Origin of the sequence: Bacteroides sp. Marseille-P3684 (assembly GCF_900291465.1) — a bacterium.
Classification (GTDB): Bacteria; Bacteroidota; Bacteroidia; order Bacteroidales; family Bacteroidaceae; genus Phocaeicola_A.
In genome coordinates, this window is the sequence record NZ_LT985808.1 from 2200181 (window position 1) to 2216497 (window position 16317).

At 44.1% G+C, this 16317-nt stretch carries 10 protein-coding genes and 3 pseudogenes; 7 read left to right on the forward strand and 6 right to left on the reverse strand.

Going from position 1 to position 16317, the window contains the following annotated elements:
• The 5 genes and pseudogenes from C8275_RS08560 to C8275_RS14840 all read left to right on the forward strand — a co-directional run.
• Positions 1–1801, forward strand: a 1801-nt coding sequence (locus C8275_RS08560; RefSeq protein WP_199881908.1) for an RHS repeat-associated core domain-containing protein, incomplete at its 5' end; no start/stop codon positions are given.
• 397 nt (positions 1802–2198) lie between these two features.
• Positions 2199–5609 (forward strand): annotated as a pseudogene (locus C8275_RS08570) (RHS repeat-associated core domain-containing protein); the annotation flags it as partial.
• Positions 5610–5698: 89 nt separating this feature from the next.
• Entirely contained in the window at positions 5699–6046 is a 348-nt protein-coding gene (locus tag C8275_RS08575) for a hypothetical protein (RefSeq protein ID WP_234395730.1), read from the forward strand.
• A gap of 19 nt (positions 6047–6065) precedes the next feature.
• Positions 6066–7100, forward strand: a pseudogene (locus C8275_RS08580) (toxin TcdB middle/N-terminal domain-containing protein); the annotation flags it as partial.
• Positions 7084–7558: pseudogene (locus C8275_RS14840) on the forward strand (DUF6363 domain-containing protein); the annotation flags it as partial. The pseudogenes C8275_RS08580 and C8275_RS14840, both read left to right, overlap by 17 nt.
• 24 nt (positions 7559–7582) lie before the next feature.
• On the opposite strand, the gene C8275_RS08590 reads toward C8275_RS14840, so the two are convergent.
• The 6 genes from C8275_RS08590 to pyrB all read right to left on the reverse strand — a co-directional run bounded on the left by C8275_RS08590 (position 7583) and on the right by pyrB (position 12730).
• Positions 7583–8290 carry a vitamin B12 dependent-methionine synthase activation domain-containing protein gene (locus C8275_RS08590; protein ID WP_106484824.1) on the reverse strand — a complete coding sequence of 236 codons (708 nt, stop codon included), beginning with the start codon at positions 8288–8290 and terminating at the stop codon, positions 7583–7585.
• Complete coding sequence (locus C8275_RS08595; protein WP_106484825.1) at positions 8265–9281, reverse strand: uroporphyrinogen decarboxylase family protein; 1017 nt, start codon at positions 9279–9281, stop codon at positions 8265–8267. The genes C8275_RS08590 and C8275_RS08595 overlap by 26 nt, the downstream gene beginning before the upstream one ends.
• Positions 9282–9404: 123 nt before the next feature.
• A complete protein-coding gene (gene glyA, locus C8275_RS08600) occupies positions 9405–10685 on the reverse strand; it encodes a serine hydroxymethyltransferase (protein ID WP_106484826.1) in 1281 nt (426 codons plus the stop codon).
• Positions 10686–10734: 49 nt separating this feature from the next.
• Positions 10735–11301 (reverse strand): flavin reductase family protein, encoded by a 567-nt coding sequence (locus C8275_RS08605; RefSeq protein ID WP_106484827.1) that lies wholly within the window; start codon positions 11299–11301, stop codon positions 10735–10737.
• Positions 11302–11317: 16 nt separating this feature from the next.
• A complete protein-coding gene (gene pyrI / locus C8275_RS08610) occupies positions 11318–11779 on the reverse strand; it encodes an aspartate carbamoyltransferase regulatory subunit (RefSeq protein ID WP_106484828.1) in 462 nt (153 codons plus the stop codon).
• A 12-nt stretch (positions 11780–11791) separates the two neighbouring features.
• Positions 11792–12730, reverse strand: a complete 939-nt coding sequence (pyrB, locus tag C8275_RS08615) for an aspartate carbamoyltransferase (RefSeq protein WP_022383508.1) — start codon at positions 12728–12730, stop codon at positions 11792–11794.
• A 201-nt stretch (positions 12731–12931) separates the two neighbouring features.
• Between pyrB and C8275_RS08620 the strand changes: the two genes are divergently transcribed.
• Both C8275_RS08620 and map read left to right on the forward strand, forming a co-directional pair.
• Positions 12932–15268: a transglycosylase domain-containing protein gene (locus tag C8275_RS08620; RefSeq protein WP_106484829.1), complete on the forward strand. Its 2337-nt coding sequence runs from the start codon at positions 12932–12934 to the stop codon at positions 15266–15268.
• A 181-nt stretch (positions 15269–15449) separates the two neighbouring features.
• Positions 15450–16307, forward strand: a complete 858-nt coding sequence (map, locus tag C8275_RS08625) for a type I methionyl aminopeptidase (protein WP_022383510.1) — start codon at positions 15450–15452, stop codon at positions 16305–16307.
• The last annotated feature ends 10 nt before the right edge of the window (positions 16308–16317 follow it).

Here is a 16317-nt window from a genome sequence, read left to right on the forward strand (position 1 = left end):
ACAAGGCGTGCAGTTTGATGGCACGCTCAATGCCGGATATGACCTGGCCTATACCTATCAGGATTCCTTGGGGCACAAGTTCCAGCTCTCCAAGATAGAGGACTTGAACTACCGCACCGAGGGAACACCCAAGGAGAAGATCGACAACGGACACAGATACCTCTACGATGCCAACGGCAATTTAGTCTACATCAATACAAGCCGTGTCAAGAAAGACGGCAAGGAAGATGAGCAGGCTATCGAGAAGAAGTTCCGTTGGGATGAAGAGAACCGCCTCTTGGCAAGTGATGAAAATGGCTTTGTCGCCAGCTATTGGTATGATGCCGATGATGAACGTACCGTGAAATCAAGTGGCGAAGGTGAACAAATCTATGTGAACTCCGAGTTCTCCGGAGGCGTGACCAATACCGCCAAGTTCTCCCTCTATGTCAGCCCATACCTTGTGGCAAGCCAGGGTGGTAAGTACACCAAGCACATCTACATCGGAAGCCAACGTATCGTCAGCAAATTAGGCGACCTTGCCAGCTATGGTGCCGACCCAAGGCGCATCCCATACGCAGGAACGGAAGCTGATGGTGTCAGCGTAGACTACCAGACGAAGTATAACCGTCAGCAACAAGCCATTAAGGACAGCTATGCCGACTTCGGTGTGCCTTACAATGGTGAGGACAACAACGACTATGTGAACGGTGAAGGCTTCTGTTGCAATGATGGCACACCAACCGTGGCACGCGCCAAGGCTGCACGCTCCATCGAGGGTAACTTCAAACCCAACGATGACTATGAGAAGATGCAGTTCTACTACCATCCCGACCACTTGGGCAGCTCAAGCTATATCACCAATCTTGACGGTGAGGTGGTACAGCACATCGAGTATGTACCCTTCGGTGAAGTGTTCATAGAAGAACGCAACAATACGTGGAACACGCCCTATCTCTTCAATGCCAAGGAGTATGACGAGGAAACAGGTATGTACTACTATGGTGCAAGATACTATGAACCCAGGATTAGTCTGTGGATGAGCGTAGATCCGTTAGCAGAAAAATATCACGATTTATCGCCATACAATTATACCGCAAATAATCCAATCAGGTATATAGATCCAGATGGTAAATATATTCTGTTTATTAATGGTTTAAGACTTTGGCATGCAAGCATGGATCAGAAGAGCTTTTATGGTGGTTTTAAAATTCACCCTACAGATGTTTATCATTATTGGTCTACAGATAAGAATTCATTTGGTCGAAAAGTAGATTTGGTAGCCTTTTACAAAAAGGCTTATAAAGATGATAATGTGGGATTTACAAGTGGTTCTTCATATTGGAACTCAAGTGCACAAGATAGGGTGAATGAAGGTTATAAAAAGGCAGAGTTGTTCCATAAGATGGTTACGGAAGGAAAAATAAAACTTTCAAAAAATGAAACGATTAAAGTGATTTCTCATAGTCAAGGTGGAGCACATGCTGCTGGATTTGCAGAAAAGTTAATGTCCTATAAGGACAAAGAAGGAAACCCTCTATATCATATTGAAATCATGGAATATATAACCCCACATCAACCTATGGATTTCTCTCATCCTAAAGGACCTTGTGGAATTCAATATAGCCATCCAAATGACGCAGTAGCATCAGATTCACCTTGGTGGATGCCAAATGGCGGAACTGCCTATGGAAAGATAAATAATATAAACTACTTCTATGGAGGTGATATTATCGGGGGCGAAGGACAAATAGAAAATACAGGTGCAACTGGTAATATGGGTGGACATAAGGTTACTGATAATGATGAGTTTATACGGTAATGAGTAACAATATATCCTTCTTGTTCAGAATAATGAACAAGAAGGATATATCTAAAATGAACGCAATGAAACTATATATAAAGATTTTTGTTTATATTGTAATTATTAACTTTATTCTATTTATCCTCTTAATATTTTTTTCTATGAGCGATGAGGGTGGAAATTTAGTTGCTACTTTATGCTATAAAATTTTAAGATATATATGCAGTTTCCCTCTGATAATGTTCAATAGAGATTGGCCCTACTATTTAGATGATAAATCGCTTCCGAACGATTTTGCATTCTTAGTTATATTTAATATAATGTTACAGGAGATTTGTATTATTTTATTTCTTTATATGATAAATAAAATAAGAAATAGATGATCTCTATACATATGATTAGTCAGCGGGTGAGGTACAGCTACGGTATGGCATTGGAACGTCGTGATTTGAATAACTTCTACTATGAAACCGACATTGACAACCTTGGTCGTATCAAGGCGGTAAGAGGTCCGAACGAACTGGCAGCAGGCATACCTTATGTGATTTCTTTCGACTATCATCCTATTGCCGAATTTACCGACAAAGGTATCAGCGCACCGGCCTATGCCGTAACCAAGCACTATGACGTGCAGCATCCGAGTGACGATATGGAAACCGTGACCTTTGTAGACGGATTCGGCAGACCTGTTCAGGTGAAGAAAGACGGTGTCGTGACCACCGCATCCAAAGGCGGCTCATCAAGGAATGAGAATGTGATGATTGTCAGCGGACGTAATGTCTATGACGCTTTCGGTCGTGTGGCAAAAGCCTACTATTCGACCACAGAAGCCGTGGGCAGCAGGTCCGTATTCAACCGCACCTTTGATAATGTATCGCCCACCGTTACCGTCTATGACGTGCTCGACCGTGCGATGAAAGTTACCCTGCCCGATGGCAGCGAGACCCAAACCGAGTACAGCACAGATGGAAGTACGAACGCACTCGTATCGACCGTTACCGACGCGCTCGGCAACAAGCAAGCCACCTATACGGATGGCAGCGGTAAGACCGTCAAGACCGAACAGCTCAGCGGACCCGACGGCACCATCACAACGACCTTTGAGTATGACGGCATCGACCGCTTGGTAAAAGTGACCGACACCGAGGGCAACACCACGACCTCCGTCTATGATATGGGCGACCGCCGCATAGAGGTCAATCACCCTGCCAGCGGCATCACCTCGTTCACTTATGACGCACTTGGCAATGTGGTGAGCAAGCAGACTGCCAATTTGAAGAAGGATGGCAAGTCCATCACGTATGACTACGATTATACCCGTCTGACCGGTATCAACTATCCCGACCATCCGGAGAATAACGTGCGCTACTATTATGGCGGACGCAATGCCTCACAGAACCGTATCGGACGCCTGATGCTGCGTGAGGACGGAACCGGAGCCATCGAGTATTACTATGGCAAGATGGGTGAAATCACCAAGACGACCCGTACCCTCATTGTACCTAACCAAGCGATTGCTACCTATGTGACCGAGTGGAAGTACGACAGCCACAACCGTCTCTTGGAAATGACCTATCCCGATGGTGAGAAGATCAGCTACGGCTATAACCTCGGCGGACAGCTCGACCATGTACGCGGTTACAAGAGCTATGGTTATGACTATGTTACCAAGATTGGTTACGACAAATTCGAGCAGCGTACCTACTTGAAGTACTGCAATGGAGCGGAAACGTTCTATACCTACGACCCACAGCGTCGCAGATTGCAGAACCTCGCCGTAACCTCTTCTGCCGGCACGATTATGGATAACGCTTACAGCTATGATGCCGTGAGCAATGTCCTCTCCATCGCCAATACAGCACCGCTGCCACAGAGTGGCAAGGCAGGTGGTCAGATGAGCCATACCTATGGTTATGATGCCCTTTATCGCCTGACAAGCGCAAGCGGCACCTATCGTGGTGCAGACAATAAGAGCGCATCCTATACCCTTGCGATGAGCTATGACAATATGCACCGCATCAAGTCAAAGAGCCAGCACCTTACCCAACAAGGTGTACAGTTTGATGGCACGCTCAATGCCGGATATGACCTGGCCTATACCTATCAGGATTCCTTGGGGCACAAGTTCCAGCTCTCCAAGATAGAGGACTTGAACTACCGCACCGAGGGAACACCCAAGGAGAAGATCGACAACGGACACAGATACCTCTACGATGCCAACGGCAATTTAGTCTACATCAATACCAGCCGTGTAAAGAAAGACGGTAAGGAAGATGAGCAGGCTGTCGAGAAGAAGTATCGTTGGGATGAAGAGAACCGCCTTTTGGCAAGTGATGAAAACGGTTTTGTCGCCAACTATTGGTATGATGCCGATGGTGAGCGTACCGTGAAATCAAGTGGCGAAGGTGAACAAATCTATGTAAACTCCGAGTTCTCCGGAGGCGTGACCAATACCGCCAAGTTCTCCCTCTATGTCAGCCCATACCTTGTGGCAAGCCAGGGTGGTAAGTACACCAAGCACATCTACATCGGAAGCCAACGTATCGTCAGCAAATTAGGCGACCTTGCCAGCTATGGTGCCGACCCAAGACGCATCCCGTATGCAGGAACAGAGGCGGACGGTGTCAGTGTGGATTATCAGACGAAGTACAACCGCCAGCAACAAGCCATCAAGGACAACTATGCCGACTTCGGTGTACCTTACAATGGTGAGGACAACAACGACTATGTGAACGGTGAAGGCTTCTGTTGTAATGATAATTCACCGGAAGCAGCAAGAGCGAAGATGTTGAAGGCACGAGCTGTTTCCAACAACTTCCACGATACCGAAGAATATGAGCGGATGCAGTTCTACTACCATCCTGATCACTTGGGTAGTTCCAGCTATATTACGAATCTTGACGGTGAGGTGGTACAGCACATTGAGTATGTTCCATTTGGAGAAGTGTTCATCGAGGAGCGCAACAATACGTGGAACACGCCCTATCTCTTCAATGCCAAGGAGTATGACGAGGAAACAGGTATGTACTACTATGGTGCGAGATACTATGAGCCAAGGATTAGCTTGTGGATGAGTACGGATCCGATGCAAGAAAAAAAACCTACAAATTCAAGTTATATGTATGGTCAGAATAATCCTATTAAATATATTGATCCGACTGGTTTAGATGATATATTTGATGAAAAGGGAAACTTTATAAGGGATACTGGCAAAGGTTCAGCTGTTTTAATTCAAAATAATAATCAGGAGTTAGTAAAATTATCGTCATTTGACTACTCAGATAACAAAACTGGATATAGACAAATGTTAGTAAACGTGGCTTCTCATTATTTAGGGATGAGCGACAAACAATCATTTAATATTAACGTAGAAGAAAAGGATGCCAGCATCCCATCAGGAGCCACTTTCTATAATGTAGCAGGAACTAGGGATTATGGCATAATTTTGGAAAATGGTAAAATAAACAACATTTTAGATGACAAATATGTTTTTGAGAACATGACTTTTCATGAGAGTTTGCATAGATACAACTCTAATACGCACGGAGGAACAATCGGAGAAGTCGAAGCTATTATAGCACAAGCAAACCACAAGTCATGGGATAATGTGCCAGAAAGTTTTAGGCAATCACAGGCTTCTTATGCTTCATATAGCTTTACAAAGGCTATTCCAACTTTATCTCAAGGTCAAATTGATAATTATATAAATAAATTGAATGATGCTTTTGTTGGAACTGCTATCTTTAGCGTTATTAACAATAAAGTGGATTTTTCTTTAAGTTTATCAGGTTTTACAGTTTTTGGAAATAGCACCCCCGAAGAATGAAAAAGTTATTATGGATCTGTTTGTTAGTGAGCACAATACATAGTACTATGTCTTGTCGTTCTACCTATGACTTAGAAAAAAAACAGAATATGCAACCAAGTAATTCGCAAATCATAGAATTGCTTACAGATGATAGTGTTAAATGTTGGAAACAAATAAAATCTCTGCATAGCTTGAAATTTATAAAACAAGGTATGAGAATGAAATTTTATGATGAAAAAGGCAACGAGGTGTTTGGTTCTCAACAAGATATCATGTTCACTAAAGTGTTTAACATTGATAGCATGAGAATCAATGTTTATTGGAAATTACCTAATTCAGAATTGTATCCAGATATTAGTTATAAAATCCGGAGAATTTCAAAAGATACCTTAGTTATTGGAGAATATAAAGATTATATTTATATCAACAGTAATTTGTGTCAAGAAATGAAGTAAGAATATGATTCATCAACCCCGTTCCGCCATCGGCAGAACCAATATGCTCAAGGAAGTGACTAACTCACTCGGCGGTCGCTTCACGCTCGACTACGAACATACCGCTCCTACCTACGGACTACCCGGTGGTAAGTGGGTGATGTCTTCCGTGACCGTGGATGACGGAATCCACGATGACGGCCCGCTGATGATGACACGCTTTGCCTACTCAGACGGTATGAAAGACCGCCACGAACGCGAGTTCCTCGGCTTCGGTAAAGTCATCAGCAAGAGCATTGATACCGAAAAAGGCGACTCTGTCGTTTATCGTCAGGCAGTACAACCCTATGACGTGTCTTCTTACTATGCACAAGGCAACGAACTTGGCTCGTCAATGGAAGATGCTGAGGGCAACAAGTACACCGAAACACGCAATGAATACGATGGTTACGACTATGTTAACAAGATTGGTTACGACAAATTCGAGCAGCGCAGCTACTTGAAGTATTGCAATGGAGCGGAAACGTTCTATACCTACGACCCACAGCGTCGCAGATTGCAGAACCTCGCCGTAACCTCTTCTGCCGGCACGATTATGGATAACGCTTACAGCTATGATGCCGTGAGCAACGTCCTCTCTATCGCCAATGCAGCCCCGCTGCCACAGAGTGGCAAGGCAGGTGGCCGGATGAGCCATACCTACGGCTATGACGCCCTCTATCGCCTGACAAGCGCAAGCGGCACGTACCGTGGTGCGGACAGCAAGAGCGCATCCTACAGCCTTGCGATGAGCTATGACAATATGCACCGCATCAAGTCAAAGAGCCAGCACCTTACCCAACAAGGCGTACAGTTTGATGGCACGCTCAATGCCGGATATGACCTGGCCTATACCTATCAGGATTCCTTGGGGCACAAGTTCCAGCTCTCTAAGATAGAGGACTTGAACTATCGCACCGAGGGAACACCCAAAGAGAAAATCGACAACGGACACAGATACCTCTACGATGCCAACGGCAACCTTGTCTACATCAATACCAGCCGTGTCAAGAAAGACGGTAAGGAGGATGAGCAGCTTGCCTTATGTCTGTCCAATCACATATGTGGACGGAGTACTGATGCTGGATGGGGGAATTATAGACTCGATTCCTGTCGTACGTTCGTTCTGTCAGTCAGGGATATTGGAAGAATGTGGTAGTACTTACGCGTAACAAAGGGTATCGAAAAACAGCCAAAGACATGAGGATTCCTTCCTTTATCTATAAGAAATATCCTAAATTGCGTGAGATACTCAGTCACCGTAATGCCATTTACAATCGTCAGCTGGAAATGGTGGAGCGGATGGAGGAAGAAGGACGTATTTTGGTTATACGTCCGATGAAACCCATGGCTGCCGGGCGCATCGAGAAAGATGTGAAGAAACTGGCAGCTCTGTACGACGAAGGATATGCCTGTGCAAAAGCGGTGATGGAAAGTGAAGAAGCCGCATCATTTATGAAATCCGTATCCATTCTGTCGGATAAGGTTTTATAAGCATGCATTTTTATAGGGTAGTATTCATTTTGCAGTTGGCTTTCTCTTCCGCTTATAACACTGTTCATACGAACAAAGTCCACAGGAATATTCCAATTTGCGCACATCAGGACCCAGACCAATGATTCCGCTTACAGATTTGATGGGAACCATTAAACAGGAATTAGTTAGGTGGATGCCACAGGGATAGGGAGTAGGAAAGAAATGAAATAAACTCGGTTGTTCACTTACGTGCCATCCGCAATATCCGGGACTGAAACGGTTGGTATGCTTCCAGCCATAGTCATTGATAACTTCTTGTAACGCAAGTTCCATGCAATCAGCCGTCTTTTCTGCTATAATGCTGCCTATACAGTCTGCCATATAGCATTTTACCAAGTCCCCTTCATCTTTCAGAGAGTGTTGCAAGCTTTCGAATTCCGTGCCGGCTGTAGCCGTGAAGAAAGCATATTGTACGGCTCCTTGCAACTGGTTTGCAATGATTCGTCCAAGATGAAAAACTGTTTGCCCAACTTGCAGGCTGTTGTCCTCCCTGTTCAGTAAACCCTCGATAAGTATAAATTCGAAACGGGGTACAACCATCTTTGCTACCTGACGGAGCATGTCATGCATTTCTGCATACACGTTCTCGTCAGGGAGTGAAGTGCCATAGCCCATGGTTTCGTTCAGTTCGCTATCAGTGATATTGAGCTGCTCGAACGTAAGCTTAGATTCTAGATGTGTTATATTCATTTAGGGCAGAATAGAAGGCGTCTATGTTTGCAAAAGGAGTGTGAGGCGGAGTATCGCAGCCACTCGAAAGGACAAAATTGGGATAGGCTTGTGTGGCATCCAACAGAGCTTGTACACTTTGTTTCATCGTGTCTACGCTACCCATTTTAAAGATGCTGACAGGGTCGATGTTTCCCATTGCGAGAGCATCTGAAGGAACTTCCTTGAGAGCCTCTACCATATCGATTTTATTGCCGAAATGGTATCCCATAGCGCCCGTATAAACCATAGCCTTTGTACAGTTGCCCATATTCCCGCAATTATGGAGAATGACAGCAAAATGCTCGTCCTGAACTTTGGCAATGATGTCTTTTACAAATTCTGAGGAAAATTGTTGGCAGTCTTCATTGGAAAGCAGACCGGCCGCAGGTTCGGCCATGATAACGCCGTTTGCTCCTGCTTCTTTTAATGCAAGGCAGTAGTTCGTGAGGAATTCACTGCATTTGGCAAGTAACATGCGGGCTGCATCCGGATTAATATATATGAGCATCATAATCTCTGACATGTCATAAAGGCGTCCTGCCAGTGAATAAGGCCCAATACATCCAGCAAGAACCGGACGTTCTGTAAGGTGTTCGGCTGCCAATCGATTTGCTTTAAGATATTCAGGTATACGACCTTTTGTCAAGTCTGGAACTTGGAGAGCCTCAATTGCGCTTTCATCATTGAGCAGGCGTCCAATGACACTAGGGACTTCATTTTCAGGAAAAAGAATTTCAGCACCGAAGGCTTCTGCTTCTACTGTCAGATCCATAATCACGCATGAAGCTGCCGAAGGATATTTCTCATACAAGGCTTTTATCGCTTCATAATGTACCTGTCCGTCTGTGACTGCATCGCGTACGGTTTTTCCGATTAGCTCAATCCCGGGATGAGTCATGATAGGAATTGCTGTTACGTCCTTTCGTGCAATGAGTTGGTCTACCCATTGCTTCATATTGATTGTGTTCATCGTAGTAAATATTGTTTTTAGGCTAATAAAGGTCTCTGAATGTATAATTTTTAGGAAAAGGATGCAGGCCATGTCTTATAGAATGACTCTGACAAGGCATCACCTGCATCCCTTTATGACAGATTAGTAGGCAAAGATCGGGTAGTCTGCCATAATCTTATTGACACGTTCGCGAACAGAAGAAATTACCTTTTCATTGTCAACGTTGGAAAGAACGGTTTCAATCATATCGGCAATTTCGAGCATCAGATCCTCTTTTGCACCGCGCGTGGTAATCGCAGGAGTACCCAAGCGAATGCCTGAAGTCTGGAATGCTGAACGGGAATCAAACGGAACCATGTTCTTGTTTACTGTGATGTCTGCAGATACCAATGCCTTTTCTGCCACTTTTCCAGTCAAATCGGGGTATTTTGAACGCAGGTCAACCAGCATGGAGTGGTTGTCTGTTCCGCCGGAAATGATATCAAAGCCTCTATCCATCAGGGCTTGGGCCAATACCTTGGCATTTTTCTGTACTTGAATCTGGTATTCTTTGTATTCAGGTTGCAGACATTCGTGGAAAGCTACTGCCTTGGCTGCAATGACATGTTCCAACGGACCGCCTTGTATACCGGGGAATACGGCAGAATCGAGTAACTGCGACATTTTCTTGATTTCTCCCTTCGGCGTCTTTTTGCCCCATGGATTTTCGAAGTCTTTTCCCATCATGATGACTCCACCACGCGGGCCGCGCAGGGTCTTGTGGGTTGTAGAAGTAACAATGTGGGCATATTTTACAGGGTTATCGAGCAGACCGGCTGCTATCAGACCTGCAGGATGGGCCATATCGACCATGAAGATGGCACCGACCTTGTCGGCAATTTCACGCATGCGTTTATAGTCCCATTCACGTGAATAAGCCGAACCGCCACCTATAATCATTTTGGGGTGTTCGCGCAAAGCGATTTCTTCCATTTCATCATAATCTACCCGTCCTGTTTCCTTATTTACATTATATTCACAGGGAGTATAGATGATACCTGAAGTATTGACTAAAGAACCATGAGAGAGGTGGCCGCCGTGTGCCAGATTCAAGCCCATAAATTTATCACCAGGGTTCAGCACGGCTAAAAAGACAGCAGCATTCGCTTGTGCTCCTGAGTGGGGCTGTACGTTTGCCCATTCAGCTCCGAAGATCTTTTTCAAGCGGTCAATGGCCAGTTGTTCGCTCTGATCTACTACCTCGCAGCCTCCGTAGTAGCGCTTGCCGGGATAGCCTTCGGCATACTTGTTGGTCAAGCAAGAACCCATAGCTTTCATTACTTCTTCACTTACAAAGTTTTCTGAAGCTATCAATTCGATTCCCTTCAACTGACGTTGATGTTCTTTTTCGATGATGTCGAAAATCTGATCGTCTCTTTTCATGTTCTTTTCAGTATAAAGATTAATATGTGTTTTCTATGTGATTGCAAATCTAATGCTTTTTCTCTACGGACCATCCAAATTTACCAATCTTTTTCCCCAGCCCATAGTACGCCCCATGAAGGTAGACCAATGGACAACTTTCGGACAGTTCAAATTTGCCGGTTTCAGGATTCAGGAAACGCTCATCTGCACGTATGTTGACTACATCGGCAATGAACATGTCGTGTGAACCTAACGATACAATTTCTTTCACCCGGCATTCGATGCAAAGCGGGGACTCTTCTACAAGGGGTGCATTGACAATGGAAGCTTTTCCCGGAGTCAGTTTCATTTCGTCGAATTTATTGTAGTCTCGCCCGGAACGTACACCGCACCAATCGGTTGCAAAGGCCATATCTTCCGTAGTCAGGTTAATGACAAACTCCATGTTACGTTTCAAAATTTCGTAAGAATGTCGTTCCGGACGTACGGAGATATAGCACATCGGCGGATTGGTGCAAAGGGTTCCTGTCCATGCTACCGTAATAAGGTTATATTCTTCCTGCTGGCTCCCGCAACTGACAAGAACTGCAGGCAGGGGATAAATCATGGTTCCCGGTTTCCAGTCTAGTTTCATGAGTCAAATAGAGAAATTACAGAAGTTTGAGATTGTCCTTGCGTTGTTCCTTCTCGCAGTAATGGCATTTTAGGATTCCTTCTTCCTTGTTGATTACATGGAACCATGTTTGCATGGGTTCGTTGTTGGTGATACATTTGGGATTTGGACATTTGACAATACCTTTGAGTTCATCCGGCATATGTACCTCTTTTTTTTCAACGACCTCGTAATCGTGGATAATGTTTAATTTCACATTAGGAGCTACTACCGATAAGCGGCTGATTTCTTCATCGCTGAAAAATTTATTGGCAACTTTGATAATACCTTTCTTGCCCAGTTTCTTGCTGTCAAGGTTAAAGCCGATGGTTACATTGGAATCCATATGTTCAATACCGAGTAGGGATACTACTTGGAATAGTTTACCAGAAGGTATGTGGTCAATGACCGTTCCGTCTTTGAGGGCTGCTACTTGGAGCGCCTGTTTATTTTCGTTCATAATAATCGATGGTTATCCTTTGTTGTTTTTGACTTCGTCTAATGTGATTCCCAGCACATCGCAAATGATAGCTTCCCGTGCGAATAATCCGTTGCGTGCCTGTTGGATATAGTAAGCATGCGGGTCGGCATCTACATCATAAGCAATTTCGTTTACTCTGGGAAGCGGGTGAAGGATTTTCATATTGCTTTTGGCTTTCTTCAGCATGTTTGCTCTAAGGATGTACACGTCTTTAACACGTTCGTATTCCATTAGATCCGTGAATCGTTCGCGTTGCACACGTGTCATGTAGAGAATGTCTGCATCAGCAATTACATCTTCATTGAAATCTACATGTTCTACGTATTTGATGTTATGCTCACGACAATAGAGTTTGTATTCCTCGGGCATGGCAAGTTCCTTGGGTGCAATGAAGTGAAATGTAGGATTGAAGTGGCGCATTGCCATGAGCAAAGAGTGGACGGTACGTCCATATTTCAAATCTCCAACCAAATAGATTGATAGGTTGTCAAGTGTACCTTGAGTTTTATAGATGGAGTATAAATCAAGCATCGTCTGTGATGGATGCTGATTAGCACCGTCACCGGCATTCACGATAGGGATGGGAGCCACTTCGCTGGCATATCGGGCTGCCCCTTCAAGGTAGTGACGCATAACGATCAAATCTGCATAGTTGCTGACCATCAGAATGGTGTCTTTCAGAGTCTCTCCTTTTGATGAACTGGTGGTAGATGCATCCGTGAAGCCGATTACACGTCCACCCAAACGGTTGACTGCAGTCTCGAAACTTAGGCGTGTGCGGGTGGAAGGCTCGAAAAACAACGTCGCAACAACTTTCCCGTCAAGGATTTTGCGATTCGGGCATTTCTCAAACTCTTTAGCCATTTCGAGCAGGTAGAGAATTTTCTCTTTGGAATGTTCCGCAATGGTTACTAAACTTCTATTTTCCATATATTATAAAGGTATTATCATATCAAGTTGTAAAGTTAGAGAAAAAATGACAGAAAGATATCATTTCAACTCAAGAACTTTGAACCCCTTGATAAACTTTTTAAAATAGCGGGCATTATCAAGCATTTATTGTATTTTTGCGACTTCAATCAGAGTTTATAGAAGACATATTTTGAGACAAGATTTACACATTTAGTAAATATGAGAAAGAAACTTTTGATCATTTTATGGTCAGGACTTGTGGGAGTCACTTTATTGGTCGCATTGGTCTTTCTGGCAATTGCAAAAGGATGGATAGGCTATATGCCTCCGGTGGAAGAACTTGAAAATCCTATTAATAAGTTTGCTTCTGAGGTCATAACGGCCGATGGCAAAATGTTAGGGACATACTCTTACAGCAAGGATAATCGTGTTTTTGTGGGCTATGATGAACTGTCGCCTAATCTTATCCATGCGCTTATTGATACGGAAGATTTCCGTTTTGAGCAGCATTCAGGTATTGACGCGAGAGCTTTGTTTCGTGCTATTGTGAAACGTGGTATATTGATGCAAGCAAGTGCGGGAGGTGGTAGTACAATTACTCAGCAATTAGCGAAGCAGCTCTATTCAGACGTAGCAGAAAACACTTTGCAACGTTTGTTTCAGAAACCGATTGAGTGGGTGATTGCGGTCAACCTGGAACGTTTTTATACGAAAGAAGAGATTCTTACGCTCTATCTTAATTATTTTGATTTTCTGAATAATGCTGTCGGTATAAAGACGGCTTCCAATACTTATTTTTCTAAAGAACCGAAAGATTTGAAGGTAGAAGAGGCGGCCACATTGGTAGGCATGTGTAAGAACCCATCCTACTATAATCCGGTGCGCCATAATGAGCGTGCCCGTGGGCGGCGTAATGTTGTGATAGACCAAATGTGTAAAGCGGGGCATCTGACCGAGGCACAGGCTGATTCATTAAAAGCGCTTCCTTTGAAACTGCGTTATCGGAGGGTGGATCATAAAGAGGGGGCCGGGACTTATTTCCGGGAATATCTTCGTCGCATGATGATTGCCAAAAAACCGGTACGTAGTGAATACAGAGGCTGGCAAATGCAACAATATTATGAAGATTCGCTTGCTTGGGAGAATAATCCCTTGTACGGCTGGTGCAACAAAAACACTAAGAAAGATGGTACGAATTACAATCTTTATACGGATGGTCTAAAGATTTATACTACGATAGATTCACGAATGCAACGTTATGCGGAAGAAGCGGTACATGAACATGTGGCTCTTTTCCTGCAACCTCAATTCTTTAAGGAAAAGAAAGGGCGGAAAACGGCTCCTTATACGAATCAAATCAGTGCAGAAGAGGTAAATAAGATTCTTGATCGCGCGATGCGTCAAAGCGATCGTTATCGTATCATGACGAAAGCTGGGTATAGTGAAGATGAAATACGCCAGGCATTCAATCAGAAGCAGGAAATGACGGTATTTTCTTATCAGGGTGATATTGATACGATTATGACTCCAATGGATTCTATTCGATATTATAAGTATTTTCTGCGGGCAGGCTTTATGTCAATGGATCCACATACCGGTTATGTGAAAGCTTATGTAGGAGGTCCTGATTATACCCATTTCCAGTATGATATGGCCATGGTGGGACGACGTCAGATTGGTTCGACCATCAAGCCTTATCTCTATACTCTTGCCATGGAGAACGGATTCTCTCCTTGTGATGAAACTCGTAATGTGGAGCAGACTTTGGTGACAGAAACTGGAGAAACATGGACCCCTCGCAATTCATCTAATAAGCGTTATGGCGAAATGGTCACGTTGAAGTGGGGACTGGCCAATTCAAATAACTGGATATCGGCTTATTTAATGAGTAAGCTCAATCCGTATGCATTGGTACGGCTGATTCATAATTTTGGGGTGTTGAACCGTGATATTCAGCCGACTCCGTCGTTATGTCTGGGACCGTGTGAAATCTCGGTCGGTGAGATGGTGAGTGCTTATACCGCTTTTGCCAATAAGGGCATCCGTACGGCTCCTTTGTTTGTTACCCGTATTGAAGATAGTGATGGCAATGTGTTGGCGGAATTTTCTCCAGTCATGCAAGAAGTGATTAGTGAGACTAGTGCTTACAAGATGCTGATCATGCTCCGCGCCGTCATCAATGAAGGTACGGGAGGCAGGGTGCGTTTCCGTTATGGAATACAAGCCGATATGGGCGGAAAAACAGGTACGACCAATAATAATTCCGATGGATGGTTCATGGGTTTTACTCCATCGTTGGTGTCGGGTGTATGGGTCGGCGGTGAAGATCGTGATATTCATTTTGATACGATGCTTTATGGTCAGGGTGCTTCTATGGCATTGCCTGTATGGGCTATCTATATGAATAAGGTATATGCTGATAAAAGTTTGGGATATTCTCAAGATGAACGCTTTGAAATTCCGGAAGGCTTTGACCCGTGTGCTGGTATGAATGAAAGCACGGATAGCGATTCGGTGGTGACTGACGGAGGTATTGATGATTTGTTTGAAGAGTGAAACTTGATAAGATAAGGATAATGCAGGCGGGCAATGAAGAAGTCGTGGATGACTTTTTCGTTGCCCGTCTCTTTTTGTTTTGGAGCTCATATGGAATGGTTGAGTATTTTAGTGCAATTCCGTGACCTCCATTCGTCTTTTTGTACTAACTTTGCGAATGTTATACGATAAAGCAATATCTATGTTTCATAAAAAGATGCATCGGTGGTATGTTCCTAAAGGACAGGAACTCACTGAAATGGATAAGAAAATCCTTTATTATCAAAATAAGGGCAGTCTGGTGCCGACCCGTAAACTTATCAAGACCCCGGAACAGATTGAAGGAATTCGCCGGAGTGGAGTAGTGAATACCGGAGTACTTGATCTCGTGGAACGAGAGATTCATGCAGGCATGAGTACAGCCGAGGTGGACAAGCTGGTTTATGATTATACACTCGATCATCATGCTGTGCCTGCCACATTGGGATATGAAGGTTTCCCGAAAAGTTGTTGTGTGTCGATTAATGAAGTTGTATGTCATGGTATTCCGAATGAAGAGGAGATCCTGGAAGAAGGTGACATCGTCAATGTGGATTGTACTACTATTCTTGATGGCTATTATGCAGACGCATCCCGCATGTTTATTATAGGTAAAACGACGCCGGAAAAAGAAAAATTAGTTCGTGTGGCAAAAGAGTGCCTGGAGATAGGCATGCAGGTGGCTAAGCCTTATTGCTTTGTTGGTGATATAGGCAATGCCATTGATAAACACGCTCGTAAGAATGGTTTTTCTATTGTGCGTGATTTGTGTGGTCATGGTGTAGGATTGGAGTTTCATGAAGAGCCGGATGTAGAGCATTATGGTCGGAAAGGAACAGGAATGCTTTTGGTCCCAGGCATGGTGTTCACAATCGAGCCAATGGTGAACATGGGGACTTGGGAGGTCTTCATCGATGAAGAAGATGGATGGACTGTGGTGACAGAGGACGAATTGCCTTCAGCACAGTGGGAACATACTTTCGTGATGACTGAAGAAGGTTTGGAAATTTTGACATACTAGATATTCGTAA

Bases quoted from the DNA above. Each gene is read 5' to 3' on its own strand.
- pyrB (WP_022383508.1), bottom strand. From the start codon at position 12,730: ATGGAAAATAGAAGTTTAGTAACCATTGCGGAACATTCCAAAGAGAAA.
- C8275_RS08605 (WP_106484827.1), bottom strand. From the start codon at position 11,301: ATGAAACTAGACTGGAAACCGGGAACCATGATTTATCCCCTGCCTGCA.
- map (WP_022383510.1), top strand. From the start codon at position 15,450: ATGTTTCATAAAAAGATGCATCGGTGGTATGTTCCTAAAGGACAGGAA.
- glyA (WP_106484826.1), bottom strand. From the start codon at position 10,685: ATGAAAAGAGACGATCAGATTTTCGACATCATCGAAAAAGAACATCAA.
- C8275_RS08595 (WP_106484825.1), bottom strand. From the start codon at position 9,281: ATGAACACAATCAATATGAAGCAATGGGTAGACCAACTCATTGCACGA.
- C8275_RS08575 (WP_234395730.1), top strand. From the start codon at position 5,699: ATGCAACCAAGTAATTCGCAAATCATAGAATTGCTTACAGATGATAGT.
- pyrI (WP_106484828.1), bottom strand. From the start codon at position 11,779: ATGAACGAAAATAAACAGGCGCTCCAAGTAGCAGCCCTCAAAGACGGA.
- C8275_RS08620 (WP_106484829.1), top strand. From the start codon at position 12,932: ATGAGAAAGAAACTTTTGATCATTTTATGGTCAGGACTTGTGGGAGTC.
- C8275_RS08590 (WP_106484824.1), bottom strand. From the start codon at position 8,290: ATGAATATAACACATCTAGAATCTAAGCTTACGTTCGAGCAGCTCAAT.